Annotated in this window: 24 protein-coding genes; 11 read left to right on the top strand and 13 right to left on the bottom strand. The window is 63.1% G+C overall.

Annotation, left to right across the window (positions count from 1 at the left end; all coding sequences use genetic code 11):
- From AU465_RS02445 to AU465_RS02435, 3 genes are read left to right on the top strand one after another with little or no spacing between them, the layout of a single operon-like run.
- Entirely contained in the window at window positions 1-513 is a 513-nt protein-coding gene (locus AU465_RS02445; RefSeq protein WP_192243703.1) for a GtrA family protein, read from the top strand.
- A 2-nt stretch (window positions 514-515) separates the two neighbouring features.
- Window positions 516-1139 (top strand): class I SAM-dependent methyltransferase, encoded by a 624-nt coding sequence (locus AU465_RS02440; RefSeq protein WP_192243701.1) that lies wholly within the window; start codon window positions 516-518, stop codon window positions 1137-1139.
- A gap of 12 nt (window positions 1140-1151) precedes the next feature.
- Window positions 1152-2999, top strand: coding sequence for an ArnT family glycosyltransferase (locus tag AU465_RS02435; RefSeq protein ID WP_192243699.1), 1848 nt, complete (start codon window positions 1152-1154; stop codon window positions 2997-2999).
- A gap of 78 nt (window positions 3000-3077) precedes the next feature.
- On the opposite strand, the gene AU465_RS02430 is transcribed toward AU465_RS02435, so the two are convergent.
- Window positions 3078-3959: a DMT family transporter gene (locus AU465_RS02430; protein WP_192243697.1), complete on the bottom strand. Its 882-nt coding sequence runs from the start codon at window positions 3957-3959 to the stop codon at window positions 3078-3080.
- Window positions 3960-4140: 181 nt separating this feature from the next.
- Here AU465_RS02430 and AU465_RS02425 point away from each other — a divergent pair, with 181 nt between their 5' ends.
- A complete protein-coding gene (locus AU465_RS02425) occupies window positions 4141-4644 on the top strand; it encodes a hypothetical protein (RefSeq protein ID WP_192243695.1) in 504 nt (167 codons plus the stop codon).
- A gap of 28 nt (window positions 4645-4672) precedes the next feature.
- Here AU465_RS02425 and AU465_RS02420 read toward each other — a convergent pair whose 3' ends face one another.
- Window positions 4673-6001, bottom strand: coding sequence for a DNA polymerase IV (locus tag AU465_RS02420; protein ID WP_192243693.1), 1329 nt, complete (start codon window positions 5999-6001; stop codon window positions 4673-4675).
- A 65-nt stretch (window positions 6002-6066) separates the two neighbouring features.
- Between AU465_RS02420 and AU465_RS02415 the strand changes: the two genes are divergently transcribed.
- Window positions 6067-6642: a GNAT family N-acetyltransferase gene (locus tag AU465_RS02415; RefSeq protein ID WP_192243691.1), complete on the top strand. Its 576-nt coding sequence runs from the start codon at window positions 6067-6069 to the stop codon at window positions 6640-6642.
- Between the two features lie 19 nt (window positions 6643-6661).
- Window positions 6662-8230 carry a hypothetical protein gene (locus AU465_RS02410; protein ID WP_210324963.1) on the top strand — a complete coding sequence of 523 codons (1569 nt, stop codon included), beginning with the start codon at window positions 6662-6664 and terminating at the stop codon, window positions 8228-8230.
- A 103-nt stretch (window positions 8231-8333) separates the two neighbouring features.
- Here AU465_RS02410 and AU465_RS02405 read toward each other — a convergent pair whose 3' ends face one another.
- Together AU465_RS02405 and AU465_RS02400 are read right to left on the bottom strand one after the other, a co-directional pair.
- Entirely contained in the window at window positions 8334-8987 is a 654-nt protein-coding gene (locus AU465_RS02405) for a hypothetical protein (protein WP_192243689.1), read from the bottom strand.
- Complete coding sequence (locus AU465_RS02400) at window positions 8984-9283, bottom strand: DUF3572 domain-containing protein (protein ID WP_192243687.1); 300 nt, start codon at window positions 9281-9283, stop codon at window positions 8984-8986. Before AU465_RS02400 ends, AU465_RS02405 begins: the two co-directional genes overlap by 4 nt.
- A 252-nt stretch (window positions 9284-9535) precedes the next feature.
- On the opposite strand from AU465_RS02400, the gene AU465_RS02395 reads away from it, so the two are divergent.
- Together AU465_RS02395 and AU465_RS02390 are read left to right on the top strand one after the other, a co-directional pair.
- Entirely contained in the window at window positions 9536-9892 is a 357-nt protein-coding gene (locus AU465_RS02395; protein WP_281396661.1) for a response regulator, read from the top strand.
- A gap of 21 nt (window positions 9893-9913) precedes the next feature.
- Complete coding sequence (locus tag AU465_RS02390; RefSeq protein ID WP_192243683.1) at window positions 9914-11287, top strand: PleD family two-component system response regulator; 1374 nt, start codon at window positions 9914-9916, stop codon at window positions 11285-11287.
- 521 nt (window positions 11288-11808) lie between these two features.
- On the opposite strand, the gene AU465_RS02385 is transcribed toward AU465_RS02390, so the two are convergent.
- The 9 genes from AU465_RS02385 to AU465_RS02345 form a co-directional block, all read right to left on the bottom strand.
- Entirely contained in the window at window positions 11809-12459 is a 651-nt protein-coding gene (locus AU465_RS02385; RefSeq protein ID WP_192243681.1) for an outer membrane protein, read from the bottom strand.
- A gap of 263 nt (window positions 12460-12722) precedes the next feature.
- Complete coding sequence (gene rpmG / locus AU465_RS02380; RefSeq protein ID WP_006201775.1) at window positions 12723-12890, bottom strand: 50S ribosomal protein L33; 168 nt, start codon at window positions 12888-12890, stop codon at window positions 12723-12725.
- A 153-nt stretch (window positions 12891-13043) separates the two neighbouring features.
- Window positions 13044-13502, bottom strand: coding sequence for a YqfO family protein (locus AU465_RS02375; protein WP_192243679.1), 459 nt, complete (start codon window positions 13500-13502; stop codon window positions 13044-13046).
- Window positions 13503-13600: 98 nt separating this feature from the next.
- Window positions 13601-14776, bottom strand: a complete 1176-nt coding sequence (locus AU465_RS02370) for an MFS transporter (RefSeq protein WP_192243677.1) — start codon at window positions 14774-14776, stop codon at window positions 13601-13603.
- 20 nt (window positions 14777-14796) lie between these two features.
- Entirely contained in the window at window positions 14797-15537 is a 741-nt protein-coding gene (locus AU465_RS02365) for an NUDIX hydrolase (RefSeq protein WP_192243675.1), read from the bottom strand.
- A 192-nt stretch (window positions 15538-15729) separates the two neighbouring features.
- On the bottom strand, window positions 15730-16176 hold the full coding sequence (locus AU465_RS02360; RefSeq protein ID WP_192243842.1) for a DUF983 domain-containing protein: 447 nt from the start codon (window positions 16174-16176) through the stop codon (window positions 15730-15732).
- A gap of 17 nt (window positions 16177-16193) precedes the next feature.
- On the bottom strand, window positions 16194-18500 hold the full coding sequence (gene rnr / locus AU465_RS02355; RefSeq protein ID WP_192243673.1) for a ribonuclease R: 2307 nt from the start codon (window positions 18498-18500) through the stop codon (window positions 16194-16196).
- 6 nt (window positions 18501-18506) lie between these two features.
- A complete protein-coding gene (gene topA, locus AU465_RS02350) occupies window positions 18507-21074 on the bottom strand; it encodes a type I DNA topoisomerase (RefSeq protein WP_192243671.1) in 2568 nt (855 codons plus the stop codon).
- A 344-nt stretch (window positions 21075-21418) separates the two neighbouring features.
- Window positions 21419-21796, bottom strand: a complete 378-nt coding sequence (locus tag AU465_RS02345; protein ID WP_192243669.1) for a COG4315 family predicted lipoprotein — start codon at window positions 21794-21796, stop codon at window positions 21419-21421.
- 163 nt (window positions 21797-21959) lie between these two features.
- Between AU465_RS02345 and AU465_RS02340 the strand changes: the two genes are divergently transcribed.
- The 3 genes from AU465_RS02340 (at window position 21960) to glmU (ending at window position 24738) form a co-directional block, all read left to right on the top strand.
- Window positions 21960-22706, top strand: a complete 747-nt coding sequence (locus tag AU465_RS02340) for a cytochrome c biogenesis CcdA family protein (RefSeq protein ID WP_192243667.1) — start codon at window positions 21960-21962, stop codon at window positions 22704-22706.
- Between the two features lie 222 nt (window positions 22707-22928).
- A complete protein-coding gene (locus AU465_RS02335; RefSeq protein WP_246505816.1) occupies window positions 22929-23225 on the top strand; it encodes a DUF6841 family protein in 297 nt (98 codons plus the stop codon).
- Between the two features lie 145 nt (window positions 23226-23370).
- Window positions 23371-24738 carry a bifunctional UDP-N-acetylglucosamine diphosphorylase/glucosamine-1-phosphate N-acetyltransferase GlmU gene (glmU, locus tag AU465_RS02330; protein WP_192243664.1) on the top strand — a complete coding sequence of 456 codons (1368 nt, stop codon included), beginning with the start codon at window positions 23371-23373 and terminating at the stop codon, window positions 24736-24738.
- The last annotated feature ends 148 nt before the right edge of the window (window positions 24739-24886 follow it).

The following is a 24886-nucleotide window of genomic DNA, read 5'->3' as shown; positions in this document are numbered from 1 at the left end:
ATGCCCAGCCCTGCCATGAACTCCGGCGAGCAGGTGGAGCAGAAGCGCTATGCGGCTGCCCCCGAACGACCGCTTTTGGAACGGGGGTGGCGGTACATGCTGGTGGGGTTGGTGTGCGCCATCACGCACAACGCCATCATGATTGCGGTCGATAGAGTGGGAGGGCATTACCTGCTGGGCACCGTGGTTTCATTCATGGCCGTGTCGCCCCTCGGATACGCACTGCACAGCTGGTTCACCTTTGCCGAGCCTCTTCGTTTGAAGGCATTCGCGCGTTTCGTAGGAGGCATGGCCGCAGCCTATCCGATCTCGACAGCCATAATGATCGTTCTGTGTTCCGGCCTCGGTCTTAGTGTTGCAATTGCGACTCCGATTGCCACCGTCGCTCTATTCGCGTGGAACTTTGTCGCCGCGCACTGGGCCATCCTTCCGCGGTTCTATCTGCGGCTCGCACCTGTGCCAACGGCACCCTCCCGCCCGGCGAAACAGCATTCAATAGGAAACGAGGAATAAGAATGTCAGCACCAGGTCAGGTCGCGCGCAGGGTTCTCGGCCGCCATTTCAAGCCGGTCGGCAATGTCTATCGCCGTGTGTTCGTCAACCTCGACAGAATCGCGGATTTTCTCGACGGCGAATTGCCGAACGGCGCGAAGGTCCTGGACATCGGCGGCGGTGACGGCGCCCTTGTCGAGCGGCTTTTAAATCGGCGCCCTGACCTCGCGGTTACGATGTGCGATCCAGCTCCCTCGGTCGGCACATTCCTGAGCAATGCAAATCGAGCAAGGGTCGAACTTCTGCCCGCGACTTATCTCACCGACGTGATCGGGCTCTATGATGCCGTCACGATTTGCGACGTCATCCATCATGTGCCGGTCGATCAGCGCGACGCGTTCTTCAAATCGCTGGCCGAAAGCTGCGAACATTGGGCCTGCCGGAAGATCATCCTGAAGGACGTTGAGCCGGGAGGCGTACGCGCCATGCTGTCGCTTCTTTCGGACTGGCACATTACCGGAGACAAGCATGTCGTGCTGTTTTCACGCTCGGACTTTGCGGCCATGGCGCGACGGTATTTCCCAAAGGCGCAGAGAGCATCGGCTGTACCGGACTGGCCGAACTATTGCGAAGTGTTGAGTTGGTAGCTCTGAACGGGAATGCCGGCATGGACCTCTTCCTGGGAGCTGGCGTCCTCAAATTCGCTGTTTGCGGGTGGAGCGGCGGCCCCGAATAGCGACAGGGGCGCGCAATCGCTGCGCCGCGAGGGGCGCGGGTGGCTCACCCTGAGCCGGTTTGGGGGCATTTTGGACACGCAAGAACTTGGACGCAGATCAAGCCAGCTATTCGGTCTCGGGCAGCGCCAGGCAACGATTTTTCTGAGCGTCCTGATCGCACTTAAGATCATTTTACTCTTCATCTTGGCTTGGAACGCCCGCTTCGTCATGGACGAATTCGTCCAACTCGGATGGGCCAAATATTTCTCCAATGGCCTGTTCGGCACGGTCTGGCACGCCAAGGCGGTCGGCTATGCGATCTTCTACGAGATCGCACACCTGATCGGTTGGGATGCCACGTCAATTCTGCTTGCTGGCCGTATGCAGACAGCGCTGCTGGCATGCGCGACCATTGCTTTCGTCTACGCTTGCGCTCGCGCGCTGGGGGAGGATCGGATCCGTGCCTTGGTCATCGTCCTCCTGCTCCTCTGCTTCTCGAATTTCATGGAGCGCATCTTTCGCACCATCGCCGAACCGCTGGCGGTGTTCTTCGCCGTGGCGGCGCTGCTGGTCGTCCTGCGGGCGCGTGAATTGAGGGGATGGCAGCTCGTCGCTGCCGGCGCCTTGAGCGGCCTGTCCTTTCTCGCGACGCAGAAATCAATCTACTTCAATCTTGCGCTCGGGCTTGGTCTGGTCGCCGACGCGGTTTTGATGAGACGCTACGCGGCGGGCATCGCCCGCGGCGCGTGGCTCGTGCTGGGATGGACTGTTCCCATAATCGCCTATTGCTTCATCTTCGGCGGCGCCGACCCCGTTCCTGTCGCCAAGAGCCTCGTATTCGGTCCGCTTGAGATCGCGATGCGCGGCGGCGGTGACTACGGGGGGCTGAGGCGCTTCGTGTTGCAGACGCTCGCGCGCAACTATGTTCTCTATGTCTTCTGCTTCTCCGGCATGGCTCTGTCTCTGATGCAGATCATGAAGCTCGACGAGCGACGGCGAATTGCGCTGATCTTCTCGGCCGTCGTCACGGTGCTGGTCTTCGCGCACGACCAGCCATGGCCCTACGTGTTCATCATGGCGTTGCCGTTCATGTCGCTATGGTCATTGACAATGCTCGACGGCCTCGCAACCCGCGTGCCTTACCTGCGCTTTGCATGGGTAGCGCTCGCCACGGCGATGGCCATAAGCTTCGTTGTCAATTTACTCTACCTTCGCTTCGACAATGCGGCACAACTTGAACTGGTGGCGCGCGCAGAGTCACTGCTTGCACCGGACGAGCGGTATTTTGACGGCGTAGGAATGCTACCCAATCGGATGGAGCCGACAACCTTATGGCTCGACAAACACTACGTGCTCGCGACCTTGCGGGAAGGCAAGAACTCCGCGGCCTACAACGTCCTTGGCAAGTCTCCGCCAAAGCTGATCCTGTGGTCCTACCGGATGGACTATATCTATCCGGTGGTCGCGCCCCTGATTTTGAACAGCTACGTCCGTGTCGCGCCGAACCTCAGGATCGCCGGTTCTCGCCTTCATCCCGGTGAGCGGAAGATTTTCGAGGTTCCGATTGCCGGAAGCTATGCGCTCTACAGCGCTGATGGAACGCCTTTGCGAGGCCAGGTCGAAATCGACGGCAGCGTGGTTGATCCACCATTTCACCTTACGACCGGGCCAAAGACCGTGACATTGCGCGACAGTTCAGGGGAAGCATTGCTGCTGCCGACGGGTTCGTACGCCGGCCATTTCAAGGCCGGCGGTGACAACGATTTTCTATTCGATGGTGTCTATGACTGAGTGCCGCTCGATCGACGAGGTCGACGTCAGCCAGCCTGTCGGATCGCAAGCGACCGGACCGGGCAAATGACCTTGTAGCTACGAGGTGGCGACTTCGGCCGGCTGCGGCGCTTTCCGCTGCAGGTTGAGCAGATTGCCGGTCAGGATCAGCAAGGCGCCGCCGGCGGTGAAGACATCGATCTGCTCGCTGTAAAGCAGCCAGCCGATCAGCGCCGACAGCGGCACGCGCAGGAAGTCCATCGGCGAAATGACGGTCGCATCGGCGTGGCTGAGCGCGCGGGCCATGCAGAAATGCGAAGACATGCCGGTAAAGGCGACCACGAATATCGACGGCCACAGTTCTACCGCCGGGTTGCGCCAGACATAGAGCGCCGGGACGAGGCCGACCACGGACTGGATGATCAGCATCCAGAAGATGATGCGCACGACGCTGTCGGTTCGCGTCAGCGACTTGACCATGACCACCGAGACGCCGAAGCAGATAGCGGCTCCCAGCACGACGAGATGGCCGGGATCGACCGAGCCGACGCCGGGACGCACGATGATCACCACTCCGATCAACCCCAGCACGATCGCTGTTAACCTGGGCCGCGACAGCCTTTCGCCAAGAAAGCTCACCGCCAGGATCGCGGTCCAGATCGGGGTCGTGAACTCGATCGAGATCAGCACGGCCAGCGGAATCAAGGTCAGGGCATAGAGCCAGGCGGCCTGGCCGGCATAGTGGACGACGTTGCGAGCGACATGGGCGAGGGGGCGCTCGGTGCGCATCGCGTTGAAGCCGCCGCCCGTCATCACCAGCGGCAGCAGGATAAAGAAGCCGATTACCGATCGCAGCTCCAGTACCTGAAAGACATTGAGCGCGGCGGTCGCGGTGCGGCCGGCGACCGACATCGCCAGGAACGAGGCGATCGACAGCGCCATCCAGAGCGCGGCCTTGGTGATCGAGGGAGCGGGTGCCATGGGCGCTATTTCGCAAGCCAGACCTTCGACCGCAACCGCTAGTCCATGCATTCGACTGGGCCAGCACCGGCGGCGTTGGAAAGCGGCGTTAAAAAACGGTCACGTTGAAGGCGGAACCTGCAGCCGTCGCAGGCGTTCGAGTCGTCATAGTCGCAGCTTTCGATGCTGGGGGAGACTTCCGATGAAATCGATGATGCTGTTTCTGCTCGGCGGCTGCTTGACGGCAGCGGTGGAGGCCCGTGCCGACGATGCCGATTTCCTGCGCTCGTTCCAGGGCAGCTTCGCCGGCAGCGGTACCCTCAAGGTGAGCGCCAGCGCGCCGACGGTGAATATCTCCTGCACCTTCAAATCCGGCGCCACCTCGACCTCGCTGTCGCTCGACGGCAAATGCCGCGGCCTCATCCTGATGACGCGGGAGATCAGCGCCGATCTCAAGGCCAGCGGCGCCGGCTATACCGGCGTCTATATCGGCTCGCGCACGGGACCGGCGCGGCTAAACGGAAGCCGCTCGGGCAACGCGCTCAATCTCGGCATCCGTTGGGCAAAGGAGGTCAACGGCGACCGCAAAGCGCAGTTGACCGTCGAAAAGACCGGCAGCGACGGCATGCGGCTGACGGTGACCGACACCGATCCGAAAACCGGCAGGACCATGGTGACGAGCCGGATCGACCTGCGGCGCAGTTGATCGAATCCGCAATGAATGCCGGCCAGCCTCAATCCTCGAGCGGCTCGGGCGGATTGGCGCTGCGCCCCTTGCCGAAAGTGTAGCCGGTCTCGACGGCCTTCCTGCCGAACTTGTCGCGCAGTTCGTCGATCGCGGTTTCGGCAAGCGCGCGCTTGCGCGACTGGACGTCGACCAGGTCGGGCGGATCGGCCTTCCCGTCGTCGGAGAGATCGCTGACGCCGATGCCGAGCAAACGGAACTTCGTGCCGTCGGCCTCGCGACGCAGCAGGTCGAGCCCGGTCTGGAAAATGCGGTCGGCCAGCCGTGTCGGATCGCCAAGCTGGCGGTTGCGGGTGCGGATCTTGAAATCCTGCGTCTTGAGCTTCAGCACCACGGTGCGCCCGGCAATGCCGGATTTCTTCAGCCGCATCGAGACTTTTTCCGACAGGCCGCGCAGCACCGGCACCAGTTCCGCCAGCGAGGCGATATCGGTGTCGAAAGTGGTTTCGGCCGACACGCTCTTGGCATCGCCGTCGGGGTCGACGCGGCGGTCGTCCTCGCCGCGCGAAAGCCGGTAGAGTCGGTCGCCCATGACGCCGTAACGGCGCATCAGCTCGCCGCGCTCCATGCGCTGCAGCTGGGCGATGGTGCGGATGCCGTCGCGCTCCAGCGTCGCGGCCAAGGCCTTGCCGACGCCCCAGATCAACGTCACCGGCTGTCCGGCGAGGAATGTCGGCGCCTCCGCCTCGCCGATGACGGAGAAGCCGCGCGGCTTGCGGAAGTCCGACGCGATCTTGGCCAGGAACTTGCAGTAGGAAAGGCCGGCCGAAACGGTGATGCCGAGCTCCTTTTCGACAGTCTGCGCGAAGCGGGCCAGCACAAGCGCCGGCGGCATGCCATGCAGCCGCTCGGTGCCGGCAAGGTCGAGAAATGCCTCGTCGATCGACAGTGGCTCGACCAGCGGCGTCAGCGCCTGCGTCAGCGCGCGCACCTCGCGGCCGACCTGGACGTATTTTTCCATATTGGGCGGAATGACCACGGCGTCCGGGCAGGCTTCGAGCGCCTTGAACATCGGCATTGCCGAGCGCACGCCCTGGATGCGGGCGATGTAGCAGGCGGTGGAGACGACGCCGCGCCGGCCGCCGCCGACGATCACCGGCTTGTCCTTCAGCGCCGGATTGTCGCGCTTTTCGATCGCGGCGTAGAAGGCGTCGCAGTCGATATGGGCGATGTGCAGCCGGTAGAGTTCAGGATGGCGGGCAAGCCTCGGGCTGCCGCAGCGCTCGCAGCGGCGCGTCTCGCCGCGCTGAAAAGCCAGGCAGTCGCGACAAAAACCGTGTTCGGGATTGTTGACAGGAGCCGCCATCGCTGCGAACATAAAGAGAACAAACGCAATGGTACGACAGTGCTGGGCCGGCAACAAGCTTGGCCTGGGGAAAACGCATGAGCACGACCATAGTACCGCTGACCCCTGAACACTGGACCGACTTCGAGGACCTCTTCGGCAAGCAAGGCGCCTGTTACGGCTGCTGGTGCACGCATTTCCGGCTGACACCGGCGGAGCGCAGGGCCAGCGACCGCGAGCGCAATAAGGATCAAATCAAGGCGCGCATCGAAGCCGGACCGCCGCCGGGGCTTCTGGCTTTCGAGGAGGACAGGGCCGTCGGCTGGATGCAGATCGGCCCGCGCGCCGACGTGCCCGAATGGAACAATCGGGGTAGGGGTTCGGCGCCGGTCGATCCGGCGGATGCCGGCGATCCGAACGTCTGGGCGATCTCCTGCTTCTTCATCCGCGCCAACGCGCGGGGCAGGGGCATCACCCATCGCCTCGTCGACGGCGGCGTCGCGTTCGCCCGCGAAAACGGCGCCAGGCTGCTGGAAGCCTGCCCGATCGACCTGTCGCGCGACTCGCGCTCGATCGGCCTGTTCGTGGGCTCATCACGGGTGTTCGAGAAGGCCGGATTCGAGAGGCTTCTGGAGCGCAAGCCCGGTCGGCCGCTGATGCGGCTTGTGCTTTAGCTGTCGTCTTGCGGCTGTGATGGTATCCTTCTACCGATGGAAAGTGGTTTTGCAATTTGCAATCGAATGGGGGTCCAGAGTGAGACGTGTTCTACCACTTGTTTTAGTTCTTGCGTTCAGCGCACCTGCTCTCGGGCAAGCCGTCGATAGTCAGGGTGCTAAGCAACTGTCCGACAACCTGTCCCGCTATGTCGGCAAACAAGCGATCGACAAGGGCATCTTGAAAATCGCGACGGAAGGAGACGCTTACAGAATCACCTTCGATTTGAAGGCGCTTGTAGCGGCACTGCCGGACCAGGCACTAGCGAAACTCGACTTCCCGCCTTACGCGCTGCTGGTCAAACCGCGCGGCGACGGCGGATGGGATGTGTCTTCGGATTTTTCGACCGAGGGGTCAGTCGCGATCAACGATCCGGACGGCCAGAGAACGGCGGAGATCGCTATCAAGGACGGTAAGTTCACGGGCGTCTATGATCCGGAACTGGCAGCATTTACCAGCGGCGCGAGCTCGGTAGCGAGCATGACGATGACGTCGCATATGCCGAGGCAAGTCACGGATTTGAGCGTTGGCCCAGGCTCAGCAAAGTTCAAAGCCAGCAAGTCAGCAAAAGGTGGTGTCGACCTTAACTTGACGCAGGCGATGGCCGATTTCGTCGAAACGGTCAAGATTGACGAGCGGAACGTCGGGGCGATCAGGACGCCGGATCTAGCAGTGGATGTGACCGCTAAAGCCTTACGGACAAGACCGTTTCTGGACCTCTTGGCATTCGCTGTGGCTCATGAAGACGAGGTTCGGCTGAAAGCCGATCAGGCAGAGCTCAAATCGCTTCTGCTCGCCGCGCTGCCGCTGTGGGACCGGATCGATGGAACCTACACATTCAAGAACTTCGCCTTTGAAACATACGCCGGCAATTTCGGTGCGGCTCAATTGAGCACCACGTTCGGCTCTGATGGGATCGCGAATAACGGCAAGCTCGATTATGCAATCAAGGCGTCGGGCTTGACCTTACCTCAGACCTTTCCCGCGTGGACCGCCCCATTACTGCCTACCGACATTGACCTCAACTTCGGCGGCGCCAATCTCGACCTCGACTCCATGGCTAAGAAGGCAATCGAAGCCTTTGATCTCAACAAGAATCCACCGCTATCGGAAGAATTTGGAGATACCTTGGTCGCGGAATTTATGGCCAAGAATCCCAAAGGCGTTCTGGGGCACAGCATGCTGAAAGCCGGCGACATCGAGGTCGCGATGGAAGGCGAGATGACGTTTCCGGGCAAGAAGCCGGATGCGACCTTGACCGTCGATGTCGCGGGCTACGATAAGATCGTGGCGGCCCTGCAAGAGGGGGCCAAGAGCGACGAAGAAGCGGCACAGGCTTTCCCCTTCGCGCTTGGCGTCAAGGGCTTTGCCAAGACGCTGCCCGATGGCCGGCTGGAATGGGTGATCAATGCCAAGGCCGACGGTTCGGTCACGGTCAACGGCGCCATGCTGAAACCGGCGGATGCCATTCAGGACGGCGGCTCGGGTCAAGATGACGGCTCGGACCAGGACGATAATGGTGGCGCCGGAGCGAAGCTGCAGCCCTAAAGCGCGTCGCGATCTTTCAGATTCGTCCACTGCGCTCATGTCTTTGTCCCGAAACCGGTTCCCACTTTCGGGAGACAGGCTTTAAAGCGAGCCTAGTATTACCCTAGAGTTCAAGCGCGCTCGCAATCTTCGGCGCCGCCTCGCGCCAGTTCTCGACCGAGATGATGTCGTCCGGTGTCGGCGGCAGGAAGGCGCGCAGGGCGTTGTCAGCCATCAGGTGGAAGAGGTACGCGTCGGCAACCGAATTGCGCGCCGACATCAGATTGGCGGGCTGGTCGTCGACGAAGGCGACGGGCCTGCCCTTGGCGCCGCGCAGCTTGGCGATGGCCGGTCCTTTCGCCATTTCCGTGGTCAGCAGCGGGTAGTTCAGGCCGAGCGCGTCGAGATGCGCGCGGCGCACGGCGCGGTGCTTATGCGGCATGGCGGTCAGGAGCACGATCTCGGCACGCTGCCCGAGCGTCGCCAGCGCCTCCGCGGCGCCGTCGGTGATGCTCTGCCAATCGGCCTGCGCGTCGAAGAAATCGCCGAGAAGGGCCGTGACTTCGGGCTGCTCGATCAGCCTGCCGGATGCCGTCTCGGCGATGTTCCCGGTGAGGCGGAAGGAGGCGAGCGTCAGTTGGAAGCCGCGCGATTTCAGGAAATGCGGGAAGGGCCGAACGAATTCGAGCACGACATCGTCGACGTCGAGCACCAGCAGCGGCCGGTCGTCGGCGGCAAGCTCCTCGATCTGACGCGCGGTCTCGGGGTCGTCGCTCATGCCGAGCGCTCGTGGTCGTCGTTGCCGAGCGGCAGCAGGCGCAAGGCCTTGCCGATGGCGGCCGGCGGCGTGCCGGTCTCCTCGGCAAAGCGCAAAAGCGTCGGCTCGTGGGCGAGGATGAACTGCAGCACGCCGGCAAGGAAGCCCGGCTCCGCGGCTGCCTTGCGGATCGACTGCGCATCGATGCCGGTAATCGCCAGGAAACGGGGCAAGAGTTCGGGATCGCCGGCGACGAAGCCAAGCGCCCTGACGGCAAGAGTTTCCGCTTCTTCGCGCATTGACGCTGCGTTCGCCATCGTTACCTTTTGCCGGTGTGGATGTGAGTCTTTCTTCCGCAGTAATGGCAAGCGTCGCTTGCGGCAAGTCTCAGCCGCTTAAGCCCTGCACCCGCAAGTGGAATCGGTGTGCTTTTCCAACGGCCGGTTTGCGTTTCGTCAATCATATTGACGTAGGGTACATGCGGGTTGGGTGCGATCCGGCAAGGACGCATGACGACGGTCTTCGGCTCCGGGGACCGTCGGGACGGGAAAACGATGGCTAAGAAGGTCATGATCGTCGAGGACAATGAGCTCAACATGAAGCTCTTTCGGGACCTCATCGAAGCCAGCGGTTACGAGACGGTCCGCACGCGCAACGGCCTGGAAGCGCTGGACCTGGCGCGCCGGCACCGGCCGGACCTCATCCTGATGGACATCCAGCTGCCCGAGGTGTCGGGCCTGGAAGTGACCAAATGGCTGAAGGAAGACGACGAATTGCATTCGATCCCGGTCATCGCCGTCACCGCCTTCGCGATGAAGGGCGACGAGGAGCGCATCCGCCAGGGGGGGTGCGAGGCTTATATTTCCAAGCCTATCTCGGTGCCGCGCTTCATCGAGACGATCAAATCCTATCTGGGCGATGCCTGATGCCGAGCCGGAGCCTTTGAGATGACCGCGCGGATCCTCGTCGTCGATGACATCCCCGCCAATGTGCGGCTGCTGGAGGTCCGGCTGCTCGCCGAGTATTTCGAGGTGCTGACGGCCGGCAACGGCCCGGACGCGATCGAGACCTGCGAGAACGGCAAGGTCGATGTCGTGCTGCTCGACGTGATGATGCCGGGCATGGACGGGTTCGAGGTCTGCAAGCGGCTGAAGAGCGACCCGGCGACCTCTCACATTCCGGTGGTCATGATCACCGCGCTCGACCAGGTGTCCGACCGGGTGCGCGGCCTCGAGGCCGGCGCCGACGATTTTCTCACCAAGCCGGTCAACGATCTGCAGTTGATGACGCGGGTGAAAAGCCTGGTTCGGCTGAAGTCGCTGACCGACGAATTGCGGCTGCGCGCCTCGACTACGCGCAACATCGGCATCGAGGAACTGCTCAGCCGCAACTTCGCGACGGAAGACACCAAGCCCAAGGTGCTTCTGATCGACGAGCGCAAGTCGTCGATCGAGCGCGTCCAAAAGATGCTGCGCGGCAGCGCCGAGCTCGATATCGCCACCGATCCGAACGCGGGCTTCTTTCAGGCCGCCGAAACACCCTATGAATGCGTGCTGATCTCGACGGCCTTTGCCGACTTCGATGCGCTCAGACTCTGCTCGCAACTGCGCTCGCTCGACCGCACCCGCTTCCTACCGATCATCCTTCTGGCCGAAGAGGGCGAGGGGGGGCGTATCATCCGGGGCCTCGAACTCGGCATCAACGACTATCTGACGCGGCCGATCGACCAGCACGAACTGACGGCGCGCCTGCGCACGCAGGTGCGGCGCAAACGCTACAACGACCAGCTGCGGGCCAGCGTCACCCAAACCATCGAGATGGCGGTGACCGACGGGCTGACCGGGCTGCATAACCGTCGCTACCTCGACAGCCACCTGCAGACGCTGTTCGATCGCGCCGTGGCGCGGCGGCGGCCGCTGTCGGTGATGATCACCGATCTCGACCGCTTCAAATCCATCAACGACGCTCACGGCCATGACGGCGGCGACGACGTGCTGCGCGAATTCGCCAGGCGGCTGCGCAAGAACGTGCGCGGCATCGATCTCGCCTGCCGGTTCGGCGGCGAGGAGTTCGTCGTGGTCATGCCTGACACCGACGGGCCCATTGCCGAGAAGGTGGCCGAACGCATCCGCGCCGAGATCGCGCAGGTGCCCTTTGCAATCGGGACGGACGGCAAGACGATCGAAGTGACCGTCAGCCTCGGTGTGTCGTCGGTGCTGAAGGGAGCGGATACGGTCGCGGCGCTGATGAAGCGCGCCGACCTTGCGCTCTACGAGGCCAAGAGCGGCGGCCGCAACCGGGTTGTCGCCAAGGCCGCCTAAAGCGCGTTCGTTGAAACGGATTTCGGCGACGCGCTTCAGCATCCGCGCACTTTTGGGCGACATGCGCTAGGTCTTTTTGATTTGGGCAGGTCGTTTTCTCAAAACCGCCGCACACTTTTGAGCGACACGCATTGTAGAGGTCGCTAATATCCAGTCATCCGACAGGGTTACGAATTTACCTTAACCCAAGCGATTCGGAAGCCGTGGTTAAGAAATGGTTGATTTTCATACGTTCTTGCGCAAATCTGCTTCGCATAGACCGAAAACGAAGCCGGCACGAGGGTAGACTGCCCGGCTCGATCCTAAAAATACCCCATGATGCTCAGGTCCGCCGCATCTCCTGGGTCCGTGGGGTCGGCCGGCCGGCGCTGGCACATAGTGGCCTCCTCGTACCGCTGCCAAACGCCGACCGGCCCCCTTTTCCAGAAAAGAGATCAGGATTCCGCACCAAACGGTGGAGTCCATTGCGTTTTGTCGTAGGCGAAACGGGATCAACTTCGAGGCAAGGTCGCTCCGACGCCTCAGAATTTGAGGCTGATGCCGGCGCGCAATTCATGGAAACGTGGATGCTGCTCGTACGTACCACCGACGGGCGGGGGCCAGTCGAAGCGGGTGGTCCCGAAATCGCTATAGCGATATTCCAGGCGCGCGGTCATCCAGTCCGTCAGCGCAACTTCGCCGCCGCCGCCGACGGTCCATCCGGTCTTGGAGATCGTGGCATTGGCGGGCGGTACTGCATTGGCCAGCGAAACATAGGAATACTTCAACTCGGTGAACGCGGCGCCGCCGGTGACATAGAGAAGGAGGCGGTCCATCGGCCCGAGCCGCCCACGGATAGAAGCCTCCCAGTTCTTTCGGGCGTCGAACCTATTGCCGAAGGCAGTGATGCTGTCACTCACACGGCCGAGTTCAGCGTCGCCCTCAATGCCGAGCACGATCCGGTCAATCTGGTAGTTGTAGCCGACGTGGATGCCGCCCAGTCCGCCGGTCGGATGGAAATCCTGGAAGAAGCCGGTCGGCGCTCCGGTCGCCATAAGGAACTCAGTGGAGCGGTCGTTGCTCCATTGATAATCACCCTGGATGCCGACATAAAGGCCCGTCCAGTTGAAAGTCGGCGCTGCGACAACCGGCGATAAATCGGCAGCCTTGGCCGCGACCGTGGAAAAGACCAAGTTGCCGACAACAGTCCGGCGAACCATCGATGCGTCATGAAGCCCCCGCTTCCGCTGATCCCGCTGTGTTGCAGAATCGTACTGTAAGCAGGTCCCGCTCGGCTCGATGTGACGGCGCTGCCACACTTGGTGCGAAAATTCGGTGCGCGATCCTACGGCGGCCAGCTGATCCGGCGTCGCAGGGTCCGTTTTGATCGGGTAAGCCCATCGACGAAAAACGCCGCCCTTAGGGCGGCGCTTTGGCATTCTCGGAGGAAACCGGATTACTTGATCTTGGTTTCTTTGAACTCGACATGCTTCTTGGCGACCGGATCGTACTTGCGGAACGACAGCTTGTCCGTCTTGGTGCGGCTGTTCTTGCTGGTCACGTAGAAGAAACCGGTGTCGGCGGTCGACAGAAGCTTGATCTTGATGTTTGCGGCTTTGGCCATGATGTTCGTCCGTTAATGTTCGTGGAGTTTTGGCCGCTGGAACACGGGAAAACACCCGGACGCGGGAAACTTGGCGCGACACATAAAGAACGCGCCCGGAAAGTCAAGCCCAAGCGCCTTCCTGCCCCGTTTTGACCCAGCGGAACCCGCCGGTCAGGCGTTCTCCCTGACCTGCAGATCGGCCTTCTTCCAGTCGCCGGTCGTATTCCACCAGCGGTTCGGATTGGCACGGTCATCGAGGCCCTTGGAACGGCAGGTCAGCAACGGCTGGATGCGGATCACCGGCTCCTCATAGGAGTGAGCCTGGAATATGGCCTCAACGACGCGCGCGGCAAGCGCCTGGTCGTCGGGCAGTTCGAACGACACCTCGACCGTGCCCGGCCGCCTGCGCAGCTCGATCTCGGCGCCCGCGGCAGCCCCTTCGAGCGTCCGGTAGCGCTCGATGCCTTGCGCCGACTGGTAGGCGTTGCCGTCATACTTGCCCATGCGCAGCGGCGTGATCGCCACGACCGCCTCCATGATGCGCTCGACATCGGCCGCCGGCGCCTGGAAGGTGACGAGCAGGAGCAGTTCCATCCTGAGGGACTTGGTTTCAAAGCCGCTGTCGATCATCCGATCTCTCCTCGCTATACCTGCGTTGGAGCGAGGGTATAGCAGGGGTGCTGCTGACACGGTGATGTCAGGATACCCAAGCCTCGCGACATTCCGCGCTAGAGAATTTTCCGCACCAGCCTGGCGCAGACCAGGAGCATATAGGCGGCGAAGAACAGCGCGAGCGACCAGCCGAAGCCAGAGGGGCCGAAGGCGTCCATGCCGATGCCGATCGCCTGCGGGCCGATCACCATGCCGACGCCGTAGCACAGCACGAAGGCGGCGTTGGCGGAGGCGAGCTCGTGGCCGGAGAGTTGCGAGCCGAGATGGGCAAGGCCGATCGTGTACATGGCGGCGACCACGCCGCCCCAGACGAACAGCAGGGCCGCCATCAGGTGCCAGTTTTGGGCGAAGAACGGCATGAAAACGGTTCCGATGAGACCGACCGTGGCGCAGGCCAGAAGCAGGTAGCGGCGGTCGGAGACGCGGTCGCTAATCATGCCGATCGGTATCTGCAAGAGCACGTTGCCGAGGCCGATCATGGTCAGGAGCAGTGCTGCGTCGGCCTCCGAGTATCCTAAGCGGTTGCCATAGACCGGGAACAGCGAGAAGCCGCCGGTCTCGACGGCGCCGAACACCAGAACGGCGAAGGTCGCGGTCGGCACCATCCAGATGTAGCGCAGGAAGTGGCTGGTCTCACTGTCGGCGACTATGGTCGGACTCTCGTTGCGCGCTGCAAGCACCGGAATGGCTGCGAGCGTCACCAGCGCAATGGTGACACCAAACGGCAGGAAGCCGCCTGAGCCGAGATGAGCGAACAGCCACGGCCCGGCGGCGAAGCCCAGGGAAAGCACCGTGGCGTAGATGCCGAGTACAAGGCCGCGGCGATGCGGCGGCGCCGAGGTGCTGATCCAGAATTCCGACAGAATGAAGAGCACCGTCAGCGAGATATGCAGCGCGACGCGCAGCGGAAACCACATCCAGAAATCCGGCGCGAAATGGAAGCCGACAAAGGCAAGCGCGCCAACGGCGATCATCAAAAGCATGGTCCAGGCGACGCCGAGCCGCATGGCAAGCGGCGTGGCGAGCGGCGCTCCGGCGATCGAGGCAAGGCCGGCGACCGCGGTGTTGAGGCCGATCATCGAGGCCGAATGGCCGCGCGTTTCGAGGATGACGCTGAGCAGCGGCATGCCGAGGCCGATGGCGATGCCGACCACGCTGATCGAGGAGATCGCCGCAATCATCGGCAACCAGTGTACGCGTTCGTCGCCCTTTTGCTGGGTATCGACCGTCATGGAATATGGATGCTCTACTTCTAAAGGACTTCGCGGACGAAGCGGTTTCGGATCAGCCGGAAAAACGGCACGGCACCGCCCGGACTCAGCAAGGGATCGTTCGTGAGCCGCTTTTCCAGTTCTTCCAGGATCATGCGGGTAATGTCGGGAATGTCGGCCTTGCGCGCCTCGGCGAGCGGCAGCCAGACGAGTTCTTCCAGCTCGTTGGTCGGGCCGCCGTCCGGCAATTCCACGGCGACATCCTCGCGCCAGGCGCTGAAGAAGCGCGTGTCGAAACGGCGCACGCGGTTGGGCGGGGTGATGGCGCGGGCGATGAAGCGCAGGGCGTCCAGCGACGGCGTCACGCCGTGTTCGACGAAACCCTGCCAATCGCGCTTGGCGGTCGCGAACGGGCCCTTGCGGCCGATCAGCAGGCCGGCTTCCTCGTAAGTCTCACGGATTGCCGACAAGGCGATGGCGCGTGCCCTCGCGGCGCTCGCGCGGCCGGGACCGCTGGCGAGCCTTGCCTCGTCCTTGGCGTGCAGCGGGGCGGCCACTGGAATGCGGCTGTCGGCGGGGTCGGTGCGGCCGCCGGGGAAGACGAATTTCCCGGGCATGAAGGCATGCCCGGCATGGCGCCGGCCCATCAGCACCAGAACGTCGCTGCCGCTCCGGTCGAGCAGGATCAAGGTTGCGGCATCGCGCGGGCGAAGCAGCCGGCCGCCGTGCACTGCCAAGCCTTTATCGAGCTTGTCGACATCCGCCCTGGTCATTCCTTCCATGCGCTCGACCTAGCGGAAACTTCTCGAATGCGAAAGTGGCTTGCGGGTTCGGGCCTTTGCACCAGCCTCGGACGAAAAGTCGCTGCTGGAGCAATTCCAGGAAAAGCGCGCAGCGGCTTTCGGTCCGCAATTGCATAAAACAGAGGCTTGGAGATGGTCGTTGTCTCTATCAAAGGCAGAACCGCTGCAGGCTTAGGGATGCGGTTCAAACTCGTCCTTCTCGCCGCCGAAGCCGTGCATATAGAGCGCCCATTGCAGGCCGATGACGGCACCTTTGACCGGCTGCAGCAGCGCGATGGCCAGAACGAGGGTCAGCGGCACCCAGATCAGCGCGTGCTGCCACAGCGTAAGCGTCGAGGTCGCCTCCACGCCCATAAAGGCGCCAACCACGATGTGGCCGACGATGACGATCACCAGATAGGCGGGAAGGTCGTCGGCGCGGTGGTGGTGAAGCTCCTCGCCGCAGACGCTGCATTTGTCGACAGGCTTGGTGAAGGCGTGGAACAGCTTGCCTTCGCCGCAATGCGGGCAGCGGCCAAGCAGACCGCGCTTGATCGCCGTCCACAGCGGACGCGCGACACGGCCCGAATGATGCTCGCCGCCGAAAACCTGTTCTTCCACCCCAAGTCCTTTAGGCACCCCAAGTCCTTTTGGCATCATCTTCTCCTGCCGCGGGGCCCGAAACGCGACTGCGATGCGCGGGCGCGGCCCTTGGCCTTGTGGAACGACCGTCGCGAGCCGGGCAGCGGCTTCGGGTCGCTCAGCATCTCGAAACGCATCGCGCCGGCCATCGGCGCGACCTCGAGCAACCGAACCTCGACGCGATCGGCAAGCTGATAGCCCTTGCCGATGCGCTCTCCGAACAGCGATCGAGCGGTTTCGTCGTAGATATAGTAGTCGCCGCCGAGGCTTGACACCGGAATAAAGCCATCAGCGCCGTACTGCGGCAATTGGACAAAGAGTCCCGCCTTGGTGACGCCGGAGATGCGGGCGTCGAAGGTGTCGTTGATGCGCTCTGCAAGGTAGGCTGCGATCAACCGGTCGACCGTATCGCGTTCGGCGGCCATGGCCCGGCGCTCGGTGGCCGAGATCAGCGCGCCGACCTCTTCCAGCCGATCCGCCTCCTGCTGCGTCAGGCCGCCGGCACCGAGACCGAGCGCGGCAATCAGTCCGCGATGCACGATGAGATCCGCATAGCGCCGGATCGGCGAGGTGAAATGCGCATAGCGTCTCAGGTTGAGACCGAAATGGCCGATGTTCTTCGGCGAATATTCGGCCTGGCTCTGCGAGCGCAGCACCACTTCATTGACCAGCGCCTCGTTGTCGGCGCCGCGCACCCGCTCCAGAATGCCGTTGAACTGCCCCGGCCGCATCTGCGCGCCGCGCGCCAGTGACAGGCCAAGTGTGTGCAGGAATTCGCGCAGCGATTCCTGCTTGGCGAGCGAAGGCGCATCGTGGATGCGGTAGACCAGGGGCTCTTTCTTGCCTTCAAGCGTCTCCGCGGCCGCGACATTGGCCTGGATCATGAACTCCTCGATAAGCTTATGGGCGTCGAGGCGCTCCGGCACGACGACACGGTCGACGGTGCCGTCCGGCTTGAGCAGGATCTTGCGTTCCGGCAGCTCCAGTTCGAGCGGCTGGCGGCTGTCGCGGCCGCGCTTCAGCACCGCATAGGCGTCCCATAGCGGCTTGAGAACTGTGTCAAGGATCGGCCCCGTCTTGTCGTCCGGCGCGCCGTCGATCGCCGCCTGCGCCTGCGGATAGGCGAGCTTGGCCGCCGACTTCATCATGACGCGGTGGAAGGAGTGCCTGAGCTTGCGGCCTTCGGCGGAAAAGGTCATGCGAACGGCGATGGCCGGACGGTCCTCGCCTTCGCGCAGCGAACAGAGATCGTTGGAAATGCGCTCGGGCAGCATCGGCACGACGCGATCCGGGAAATAGACCGAATTGCCGCGCTTCAGCGCTTCACGATCGAGCGGCGTGCCGTAGCGGATATAGGCCGCGACGTCGGCGATCGCCACTGTGGCGATGACGCCGCCGGGATTCTTCTCGTCGGCATCGGGCATGGCGAAGACCGCGTCGTCGTGGTCCTTGGCGTCGGCCGGATCGATGGTGACCAGCGGCAGGTCGCGCCAGTCCTCGCGGTCGGCAAGCGTTGCCGGTTTCATCGCATCGGCTTCGGCGATCACATCGGCCGGAAAGACGTGCGGAATATCGTGGGCGTGGATGGCGATCATCGAGACCGCCTTCTCGCTGGACAGCGAGCCCAGCACTGCCAGCACCTTGGCGCGCGGTAGCCCGTAGCGCGAAGCGCGCGCCGGCTCGACCTCGACAAGATCGCCGTTTTTGGCCCCGTTCTGGAATTCCTTGTCGACGATCAGCTCGGGCTGGCGGCGTTCCACCGGCTCGATGCGGAAGCTGCCGTCCTTCAGCACGCGGAAGACGCCGAGCACCGCCTCGCTGCGTTTCTCGAAGATCTTCATCACCCGCCCGGTATAGGCCGGGCCGGCAGGATCGTCGGTCGGGAAGGTCTTGGCGAGCACACGGTCGCCGATGCCAGGGACGGGGCCGCTGGCGCCGCGCGACATGCGGATGGCAATGACAGGCGGCGAGCCGGGGCCGGTATATTCGCTCGGGTTGGCCTGCAGCACGCCGTCGGCGTCACGACCGACAATGTCGAGCACGGCGACATGGGGCAAGGCACCTGCGCGAGTGAGGCGTTTGCGCTCCCTTGTCAGCAGGCCTTCGTCCTGCAAGTCGCGCAGCAGGTCCTTCAGCCAGATGCGGTCCTCGCCGCGCAACGCGAAGGCCTTGGCGATCTCACGTTTTCCGGAGCGATCGGGATTCTCGGCGATGTAGCGCAGGATTTCGTCGCGCGAGGGCCGGTAGTCGTCCTTGACCTTGGCCCGGGTGTCGGCGCCGCGCGGATCGCCGTGGCTTCTTCCGGAGATCCTGCGCGCCACGTCGTACTATCCTTTCTTCGCCGCCCTGCGGAACGGTTTCTTGCCGCCTCCGCCCTTGGCTTCCTTCTCGGCGATCAAAGCGAGCGCCTCCTCCATCGTCACCGATTGCGGGTCTTTGCCCTTGGGCAGCGTCGCATTGACCTTGCCGTAATTGACATAGGGGCCGTATTTGCCGTCGCGCACAACGATCTTGCCGCCGCCATCGGGGTGGTCGCCAAGCTCCTTCAACGCAGCCGGCGTGCTGCCGTTGCGGCCGCCCTTGCCCTTCTGCTGCTTCTCGGCGATCACCGAGACAGCGCGGTTCAGCCCGATCGAGAACACGTCCTCGATGCTTTCCAGATTGGCATAGGTGCCGTCATGCAGCACGAAGGGCCCGTAACGTCCGAGGCCGGCCGAGATCATCTTGCCGGTCTCCGGGTGCTTGCCGACATCGCGCGGCAATGCCAGCAGGGCCAGCGCCTTTTCATGGTCGATCGACTCGGCGGTCCAGCCCCTGGGCAGGCTCGAGCGCTTGGCGTCCTTGCCTTCGCCGCGCTGGATATAGGGGCCGAAACGGCCGCTCCTGAGCGTGATTTCCTCGGCCGTGTACGGATCCTTGCCGAGCAGCCTGACGCCGTCCTCGCCATTGCCGTTCTCGCCATTGGGATTGGCGGCGTCGCCGAGCTGGCGGGTGTAGGAGCATTCGGGATAGTTGGAGCAGCCGACGAAGGCGCCGAACTTGCCGAGCTTCAGCGACAGGTTGCCTGAGCCGCATTTCGGGCAGATGCGCGGGTTCGAGCCGTCTTCCCGTGCCGGGAACACCAGCGGCGCGAGCTCGTCATTGAGCGCGTCGAGAACGTCGGTGACGCGCAGTTCCTTGATGTCGTCGACAGCTCCGGAAAAATCCTTCCAGAAATCGCGCAGCACGTCCTTCCAGGCGAGCTTGCCGTCGGAGATCTCGTCGAGCTTCTCCTCGAGCGAGGCGGTGAAGTCATACTCGACATAGCGCTCGAAGAAGCTTTCGAGGAACGCCGACAGCAGCCGGCCCTTGGCCTGCGGCACCAGCTTGCGCCGGTCGATCGTAACGTAGTCGCGGTCTTCAAGCGTTTTCAGGATAGCCGTGTAGGTCGACGGCCGGCCGATACCGAGCTCCTCCAGCTTCTTGATCAGCGACGCCTCGGAGTAGCGCGGCGGCGGCTCGGTCGTGTGCTGGGTGGCGTTGATCGCCTGGCGGGCAAGCAGCTCGCCGGCGCGGATCTCGGGCAGGCGACGGCTTTCTTCGTCCTCCGCGTCCTCCTCCTTCTGGTCGGTATAGGCGGCAATGAAGCCGTCGAAGCGGATGACCGAGCCGATCGCGCGCAGTTCGGCGGTGCGGGCGCCGTTGACCGCCTCGATCTCGACCGTGGTGCGCTCGATCTCGGCCGGCTGCATCTGGCTGGCGATAGCGCGCTTCCAGATCAGCTCGTAAAGCCGCGCCTGGTCGGCATCGAGATATTGCCGCACCGAGGCCGGCGTGCGCTTGAAATCGGTCGGGCGGATCGCCTCATGCGCTTCCTGGGCGTTCTTGGCTTTGGTCGTGTAGAAACGCGGCTTTTCGGGCAGGTATTTCGCGCCGAATTCCTTGACGATCGCATCGCGAGCGGCGTCGATCGCCTCGGGCGCCATCTGCACGCCGTCGGTTCGCATATAGGTGATGAGGCCGGCGGTCTCGCCACCGACATCCATGCCTTCATAGAGTTTTTGCGCCACCTGCATGGTGCGGTTGGCCGAGAAGCCGAGCCCGGAGGAGGCGGCCTGCTGCAGCGTCGAGGTGGTGAAGGGCGGACCGGGGTTGCGCTTGGTGGGCTTGGCTTCGACCGACAGCGCCTTGAAGGTCGCACCCTCCAGCATCGCCTTGATGTCGTCGGCCTGCGCCTTGTTGGCGATGTCGAGCTTCTGCAGCTTCTTGCCGGTATAGGCGGTCAACCGCGCCTCGAAGCTGTCGTTGCGTGGCGTGCCGAGGATGGCGGCGATCTGCCAGTATTCCTCGCGAATGAAGCGCTCGATCTCGGATTCGCGGTCGCTGACCAGGCGCAGCGCCACCGACTGCACGCGGCCCGCGGAACGGGCGCCCGGCAGCTTGCGCCACAGCACAGGCGAGAGCGTGAAGCCGACGAGATAATCGAGCGCGCGGCGGGCGAGATAGGCATCGACCAGCGGCGCATCGATCTGGCGCGGATTGGCCATTGCTTCGAGCACCGAGGCCTTGGTGATGGCGTTGAAGACGACGCGGCTGACCGGCTTGTCCTTCAGCGCGCGCTTCTGCTTCAGCACTTCCAGCACATGCCAGGAGATCGCTTCGCCCTCGCGATCCGGGTCGGTGGCGAGGATGAGCCCGTCGGCGTCCTTGACCGCCTTGGCGATGTCGGCAAGCCGCTTGCCGGAGGCGGTGTCGACCGACCAGGACATGGCGAAGTCCTCGTCCGGGCGCACCGAGCCGTCCTTGGCCGGCAGATCGCGGACATGGCCGAACGAGGCCAGGACCTTATAGTTCTTGCCCAGATATTTGTTGATTGTCTTCGCCTTGGCCGGCGATTCGACGACGACGACGTCCATGAGGTCTCTTATCAGCTGTGAGGCGGCGGAAGAACTCCGCGGCGCACGACGAAATCCCACTCTTTTCGCCGCTCACATGGCCGTGCTTTTGCAATCGGTCAAGGGGAAGAACCCAATTTGCCGGCCCGCCGCCAGCGATACACTCTTAGAGTGTATGGCGAAGATCACATTTTTGGAGCGTGGCGGGTCGTGTCTTGGACCGCGGGAAGATGATCGGGCTACTGCTGACGCGAGTCGACTGAGCGACAGAACCGATATCGAGGCAAGCGCCGTCAACGACGCAACCGGGGACGCAACCGGGTTGGCTGCCGGCGGAAAGATGTCCGGCAGCCAGACCGGGAAACTCAGTCGGCCGCGACGACGTGCCAGGCGCCGGCGACGCCTTCGCCGCCCATGTCGCCGGCCTTCTTATCCTTGACGAAGGTGTAGACCGGCTTGCCGTCATAGGCCCACATCTTGGTGCCGTCGGTGCGATCGACGATCGTCCATTCGTCGTCGGCCTTGGCGCCGGCCTCGGCCTTCAGCGGCGGCCAATTGGCGGCGCATTTGTCGTAGCAGTTGGATTTGCCCTTCTCGTCCTTGTCATAGGTGTAAAGGGTCATGCCCATGGCATCGGTATAGATTTTCTTGCCGCCGACTTCGGCCTCCTTCCACGCCTCGGCGGCGTGGGATGCAACAGTGCCGAGCAACAGGGCCGCGAGCCCGAGTGCAATCGATTTCATGACAATCTCTCCCTGAGAACAAGCACGCCGCAATCGCGCGCTGTGCAATCAACGCGTGAGGGAGGCCGTTTCTTCCTCTGCCGGGCGACCACGTGCCACACAATGGTGATTGGCACGGAGGCTCACGCATCGCTATATCGGCGGCAGCACAATCGGGGTCGAAATGGCATTGGACATCGGCTATGTCAGCGCAGTCGGGGCGGGGGCGATCTCGTTCCTGTCGCCTTGCGTACTGCCGCTGGTGCCGCCCTATCTCTGCTACATGGCAGGCGTCTCGGTCGACGATTTCCGCGGAAATCATGGCGTGACGGCGCGCGAAGGCGCGCGCGGCGCACTGCTCTATGCCTCGCTAGCCTTCGTGCTCGGCTTCTCCACCGTCTTCGTCGCGCTCGGCGCGGGTGCCTCGACCATTGGCCGCCTGCTGCGGGTATGGCAGGAACAACTGGCGATGGTGGCCGGCGCGCTGATCATCATCATGGGGCTGAATTTCCTCGGCATTCTGCGCATCCCGCTTTTGTCGCGCGAGGCGCGCTTCCAGTCGCAGGGCAAACCGGCCAGCATGATCGCCGCCTATGTCATGGGACTGGCCTTCGCCTTCGGCTGGACGCCCTGCATCGGTCCGGTGCTGGGACCGATCCTGACGCTGGCCGGCGGGCGCGAGACGGTGGGCGAGGGCGCGCTGCTGCTTGCCGCCTACTCGCTCGGCCTCGGCATTCCGTTCCTGATCGCGGCGCTGTTTTCCGGCGCCTTCATGCGCTTCCTGGGAAAATTCCGCGTCCATCTCGGCCGCGTCGAAAAAGCCATCGGCGCGTTGCTGGTCGTCGCCGGCGTGTTTTTCCTGACCGGCGGCGTGCAAAGCGCGTCGTACTGGCTGCTGGAGAATTTTCCGGCGCTGGGAAGGTTGGGCTGACTCATTCGACGTCAATCCGGAACGATGCCTGAGACCTGGCGTTTGTGCGCAGGCGCACGGCCTTAAAATGCGGCGAGGTGAGGATGGTAGCCAAGGTTGACGCTCAGAAATTCTTCAAGGGCTATGAGAAGGTCTACAACGACGCAATCGCCGGCGACGTCAACCTGCAAGACTCGGGAACATGTATTCGACCGGCTTTGTCTCCGTGACGCCGGCAGGGTCATGGTCGGCGAGAATGGCCAGCAGTTGCGGGACATGATGAAGAAGGGTTTTGACTCCTATCGGGCGATGGGCAGCAAGACGATGACATGCGCCGATGTCTCGGTAACGCCCATCGATCAGGATCATTGCGTAGCCAAGGTGCAATGGTCGGGCGAATACGAACGCAAGAACAAGGAACGCCTGACGATCGATTTCGAGGTCGATTATCTCGTCGAACGGCGCGACGGCCGCTTGAAGGTATTTGGCTGGATCGCCGGCGATGAGCAGGCGGAATTCAAGAGGCACGGCCTGTTGTAGGGGATGATTGCCGGATTCTCCTCCAATGGACCGCAGATTAAGAGTCGGCGGCTCAACCATCTCACCGGAATTTAACCGCATTGGTGCAGCATGAGCTGCACTGCTAACATGCATTGATTCAAACGCTTTTCGTACGGTCGCCCTTATGAGCCAGAGATCCTGCCTGTCCGTCATCCTCGCCGCCGGCGAAGGCACGCGCATGAAAAGCGCGATGCCCAAGGTGCTGCATGCGATCGCCGGTCTGCCAATGGTGGCTCATGTCGTGAAGGCCGCCGAGGCGGCCGGGGCGACGGGCCTGTCGCTGGTCATCGGTCACGGCGCCGAGGAGATGAGGAAGGCGGCGCGGAAATTCGCGCCGAAAGCGGAGACCTTCGTGCAGGAGAAGCGGCTCGGCACCGCGCATGCCGTGCTTGCCGCGCGCGAAGCGATATCAAAGGGTTACGACGATATTCTCGTCATGTTCGGCGACACGCCGCTGATCGATGCCGGAGCGCTGGTGGCCGCGCGGCAGAAGCTGGCGCAAGGCGCCGCCGTCGCGGTCATCGGCTTCCGCCCACCCAATCCGACCGGCTACGGTCGGCTGATCGAGAAGGACGGCCAGTTGGTCGCCATCCGCGAGGAGAAGGACTGCTCCGAGGCGGAGAAGAAGATCGGCTTCTGCAATGCCGGGATGATGGCGGTGGCCGGCAAGCATGCGCTTCGGCTGCTCGACAAGGTCGGCAACAACAACGCCAAGGGCGAGTTCTACCTCACCGACATCGTCGAGATCGCCGGCGCGGAGGGCCTCGACGTGGTGGCCACGGAGGCGAGCTTTGAGAGCGCGCTCGGCATCAACAACCGGGCCGAGCTCGCCGAGGCGGAAGCCATCTGGCAGGCGCGCCGGCGGCGCGAGGCGATGCTTGCGGGCGTGACGCTGATTGCGCCGGAGACTGTCTATTTCTCGCATGACACTGAAATCGGCGCCGATACGATTGTCGAGCCGAATGTCTGGTTCGGGCCGGGCGTCAAGGTCGCCTCGGGCGCCAAGATCCATGCCTTCAGCCATATTGAGGGCGCCACCATCGCCTCCAATTGCGATGTCGGGCCATTCGCGCGGCTGCGGCCGGGCGCCGATCTCAGGCAAAAGGCCAAGGTCGGTAATTTCTGCGAGGTCAAGCAGGCGACGATCGAGGAGGGCGCCAAGGTCAACCACCTGACCTATATCGGCGACGCACGCGTCGGCGCCGGCGCCAATATCGGCGCCGGCACCATCACCTGCAATTACGACGGCTATTCGAAATTCTTCACCGACATCGGCGAGGGCGCCTTTGTCGGCTCGAACTCGTCGCTGGTGGCGCCTGTCACCATCGGCAAGGGCGGCTACATCGCTTCAGGCAGCGTCATCACCGAAAACGTGCCCGACGATGCGCTGGCCTTTGGCCGCGCCCGCCAGAAGACGCTGCCCGGCAAGGGCAAGGAGCTGCGGCAACGCTTCGCCTCGGCCGCGACGGCGAAGAAAAATGCAGCGGAATGATCGTCAAAGGGCGTTTTCCGTGCCGGCGCCACTGGCGCCAACGATGAACAATCGAGGACCGCGCCGCGAAAAAACCAACCAATTGCGGTAACCGGATTGCAAGCGCGGCCTGTCATGGTGCATCGGTGCAAACACCGTTCCGCTGACA

It is taken from the genome of Mesorhizobium silamurunense, from assembly GCF_014843905.1.
Taxonomy (GTDB): Bacteria; Pseudomonadota; Alphaproteobacteria; order Rhizobiales; family Rhizobiaceae; genus Mesorhizobium; species Mesorhizobium silamurunense.
Note: the sequence above shows the minus strand (reverse complement) of the source record. Positions and strands in the feature narration are given on the sequence as shown.

Coding starts and splice junctions, on each gene's coding strand:
- AU465_RS02445 (WP_192243703.1), top strand. CDS start 1: ATGCCCAGCCCTGCCATGAACTCCGGCGAGCAGGTGGAGCAGAAGCGC.
- AU465_RS02440 (WP_192243701.1), top strand. CDS start 516: ATGTCAGCACCAGGTCAGGTCGCGCGCAGGGTTCTCGGCCGCCATTTC.
- AU465_RS02435 (WP_192243699.1), top strand. CDS start 1,152: ATGCCGGCATGGACCTCTTCCTGGGAGCTGGCGTCCTCAAATTCGCTG.
- AU465_RS02430 (WP_192243697.1), bottom strand. CDS start 3,959: ATGGCACCCGCTCCCTCGATCACCAAGGCCGCGCTCTGGATGGCGCTG.
- AU465_RS02425 (WP_192243695.1), top strand. CDS start 4,141: ATGAAATCGATGATGCTGTTTCTGCTCGGCGGCTGCTTGACGGCAGCG.
- AU465_RS02420 (WP_192243693.1), bottom strand. CDS start 6,001: ATGTTCGCAGCGATGGCGGCTCCTGTCAACAATCCCGAACACGGTTTT.
- AU465_RS02415 (WP_192243691.1), top strand. CDS start 6,067: ATGAGCACGACCATAGTACCGCTGACCCCTGAACACTGGACCGACTTC.
- AU465_RS02410 (WP_210324963.1), top strand. CDS start 6,662: ATGGTATCCTTCTACCGATGGAAAGTGGTTTTGCAATTTGCAATCGAA.
- AU465_RS02405 (WP_192243689.1), bottom strand. CDS start 8,987: ATGAGCGACGACCCCGAGACCGCGCGTCAGATCGAGGAGCTTGCCGCC.
- AU465_RS02400 (WP_192243687.1), bottom strand. CDS start 9,283: ATGGCGAACGCAGCGTCAATGCGCGAAGAAGCGGAAACTCTTGCCGTC.
- AU465_RS02395 (WP_281396661.1), top strand. CDS start 9,536: ATGATCGTCGAGGACAATGAGCTCAACATGAAGCTCTTTCGGGACCTC.
- AU465_RS02390 (WP_192243683.1), top strand. CDS start 9,914: ATGACCGCGCGGATCCTCGTCGTCGATGACATCCCCGCCAATGTGCGG.
- rpmG (WP_006201775.1), bottom strand. CDS start 12,890: ATGGCCAAAGCCGCAAACATCAAGATCAAGCTTCTGTCGACCGCCGAC.
- AU465_RS02375 (WP_192243679.1), bottom strand. CDS start 13,502: ATGATCGACAGCGGCTTTGAAACCAAGTCCCTCAGGATGGAACTGCTC.
- AU465_RS02370 (WP_192243677.1), bottom strand. CDS start 14,776: ATGACGGTCGATACCCAGCAAAAGGGCGACGAACGCGTACACTGGTTG.
- AU465_RS02365 (WP_192243675.1), bottom strand. CDS start 15,537: ATGGAAGGAATGACCAGGGCGGATGTCGACAAGCTCGATAAAGGCTTG.
- topA (WP_192243671.1), bottom strand. CDS start 21,074: ATGGACGTCGTCGTCGTCGAATCGCCGGCCAAGGCGAAGACAATCAAC.
- AU465_RS02345 (WP_192243669.1), bottom strand. CDS start 21,796: ATGAAATCGATTGCACTCGGGCTCGCGGCCCTGTTGCTCGGCACTGTT.
- AU465_RS02340 (WP_192243667.1), top strand. CDS start 21,960: ATGGCATTGGACATCGGCTATGTCAGCGCAGTCGGGGCGGGGGCGATC.
- AU465_RS02335 (WP_246505816.1), top strand. CDS start 22,929: ATGGTCGGCGAGAATGGCCAGCAGTTGCGGGACATGATGAAGAAGGGT.
- glmU (WP_192243664.1), top strand. CDS start 23,371: ATGAGCCAGAGATCCTGCCTGTCCGTCATCCTCGCCGCCGGCGAAGGC.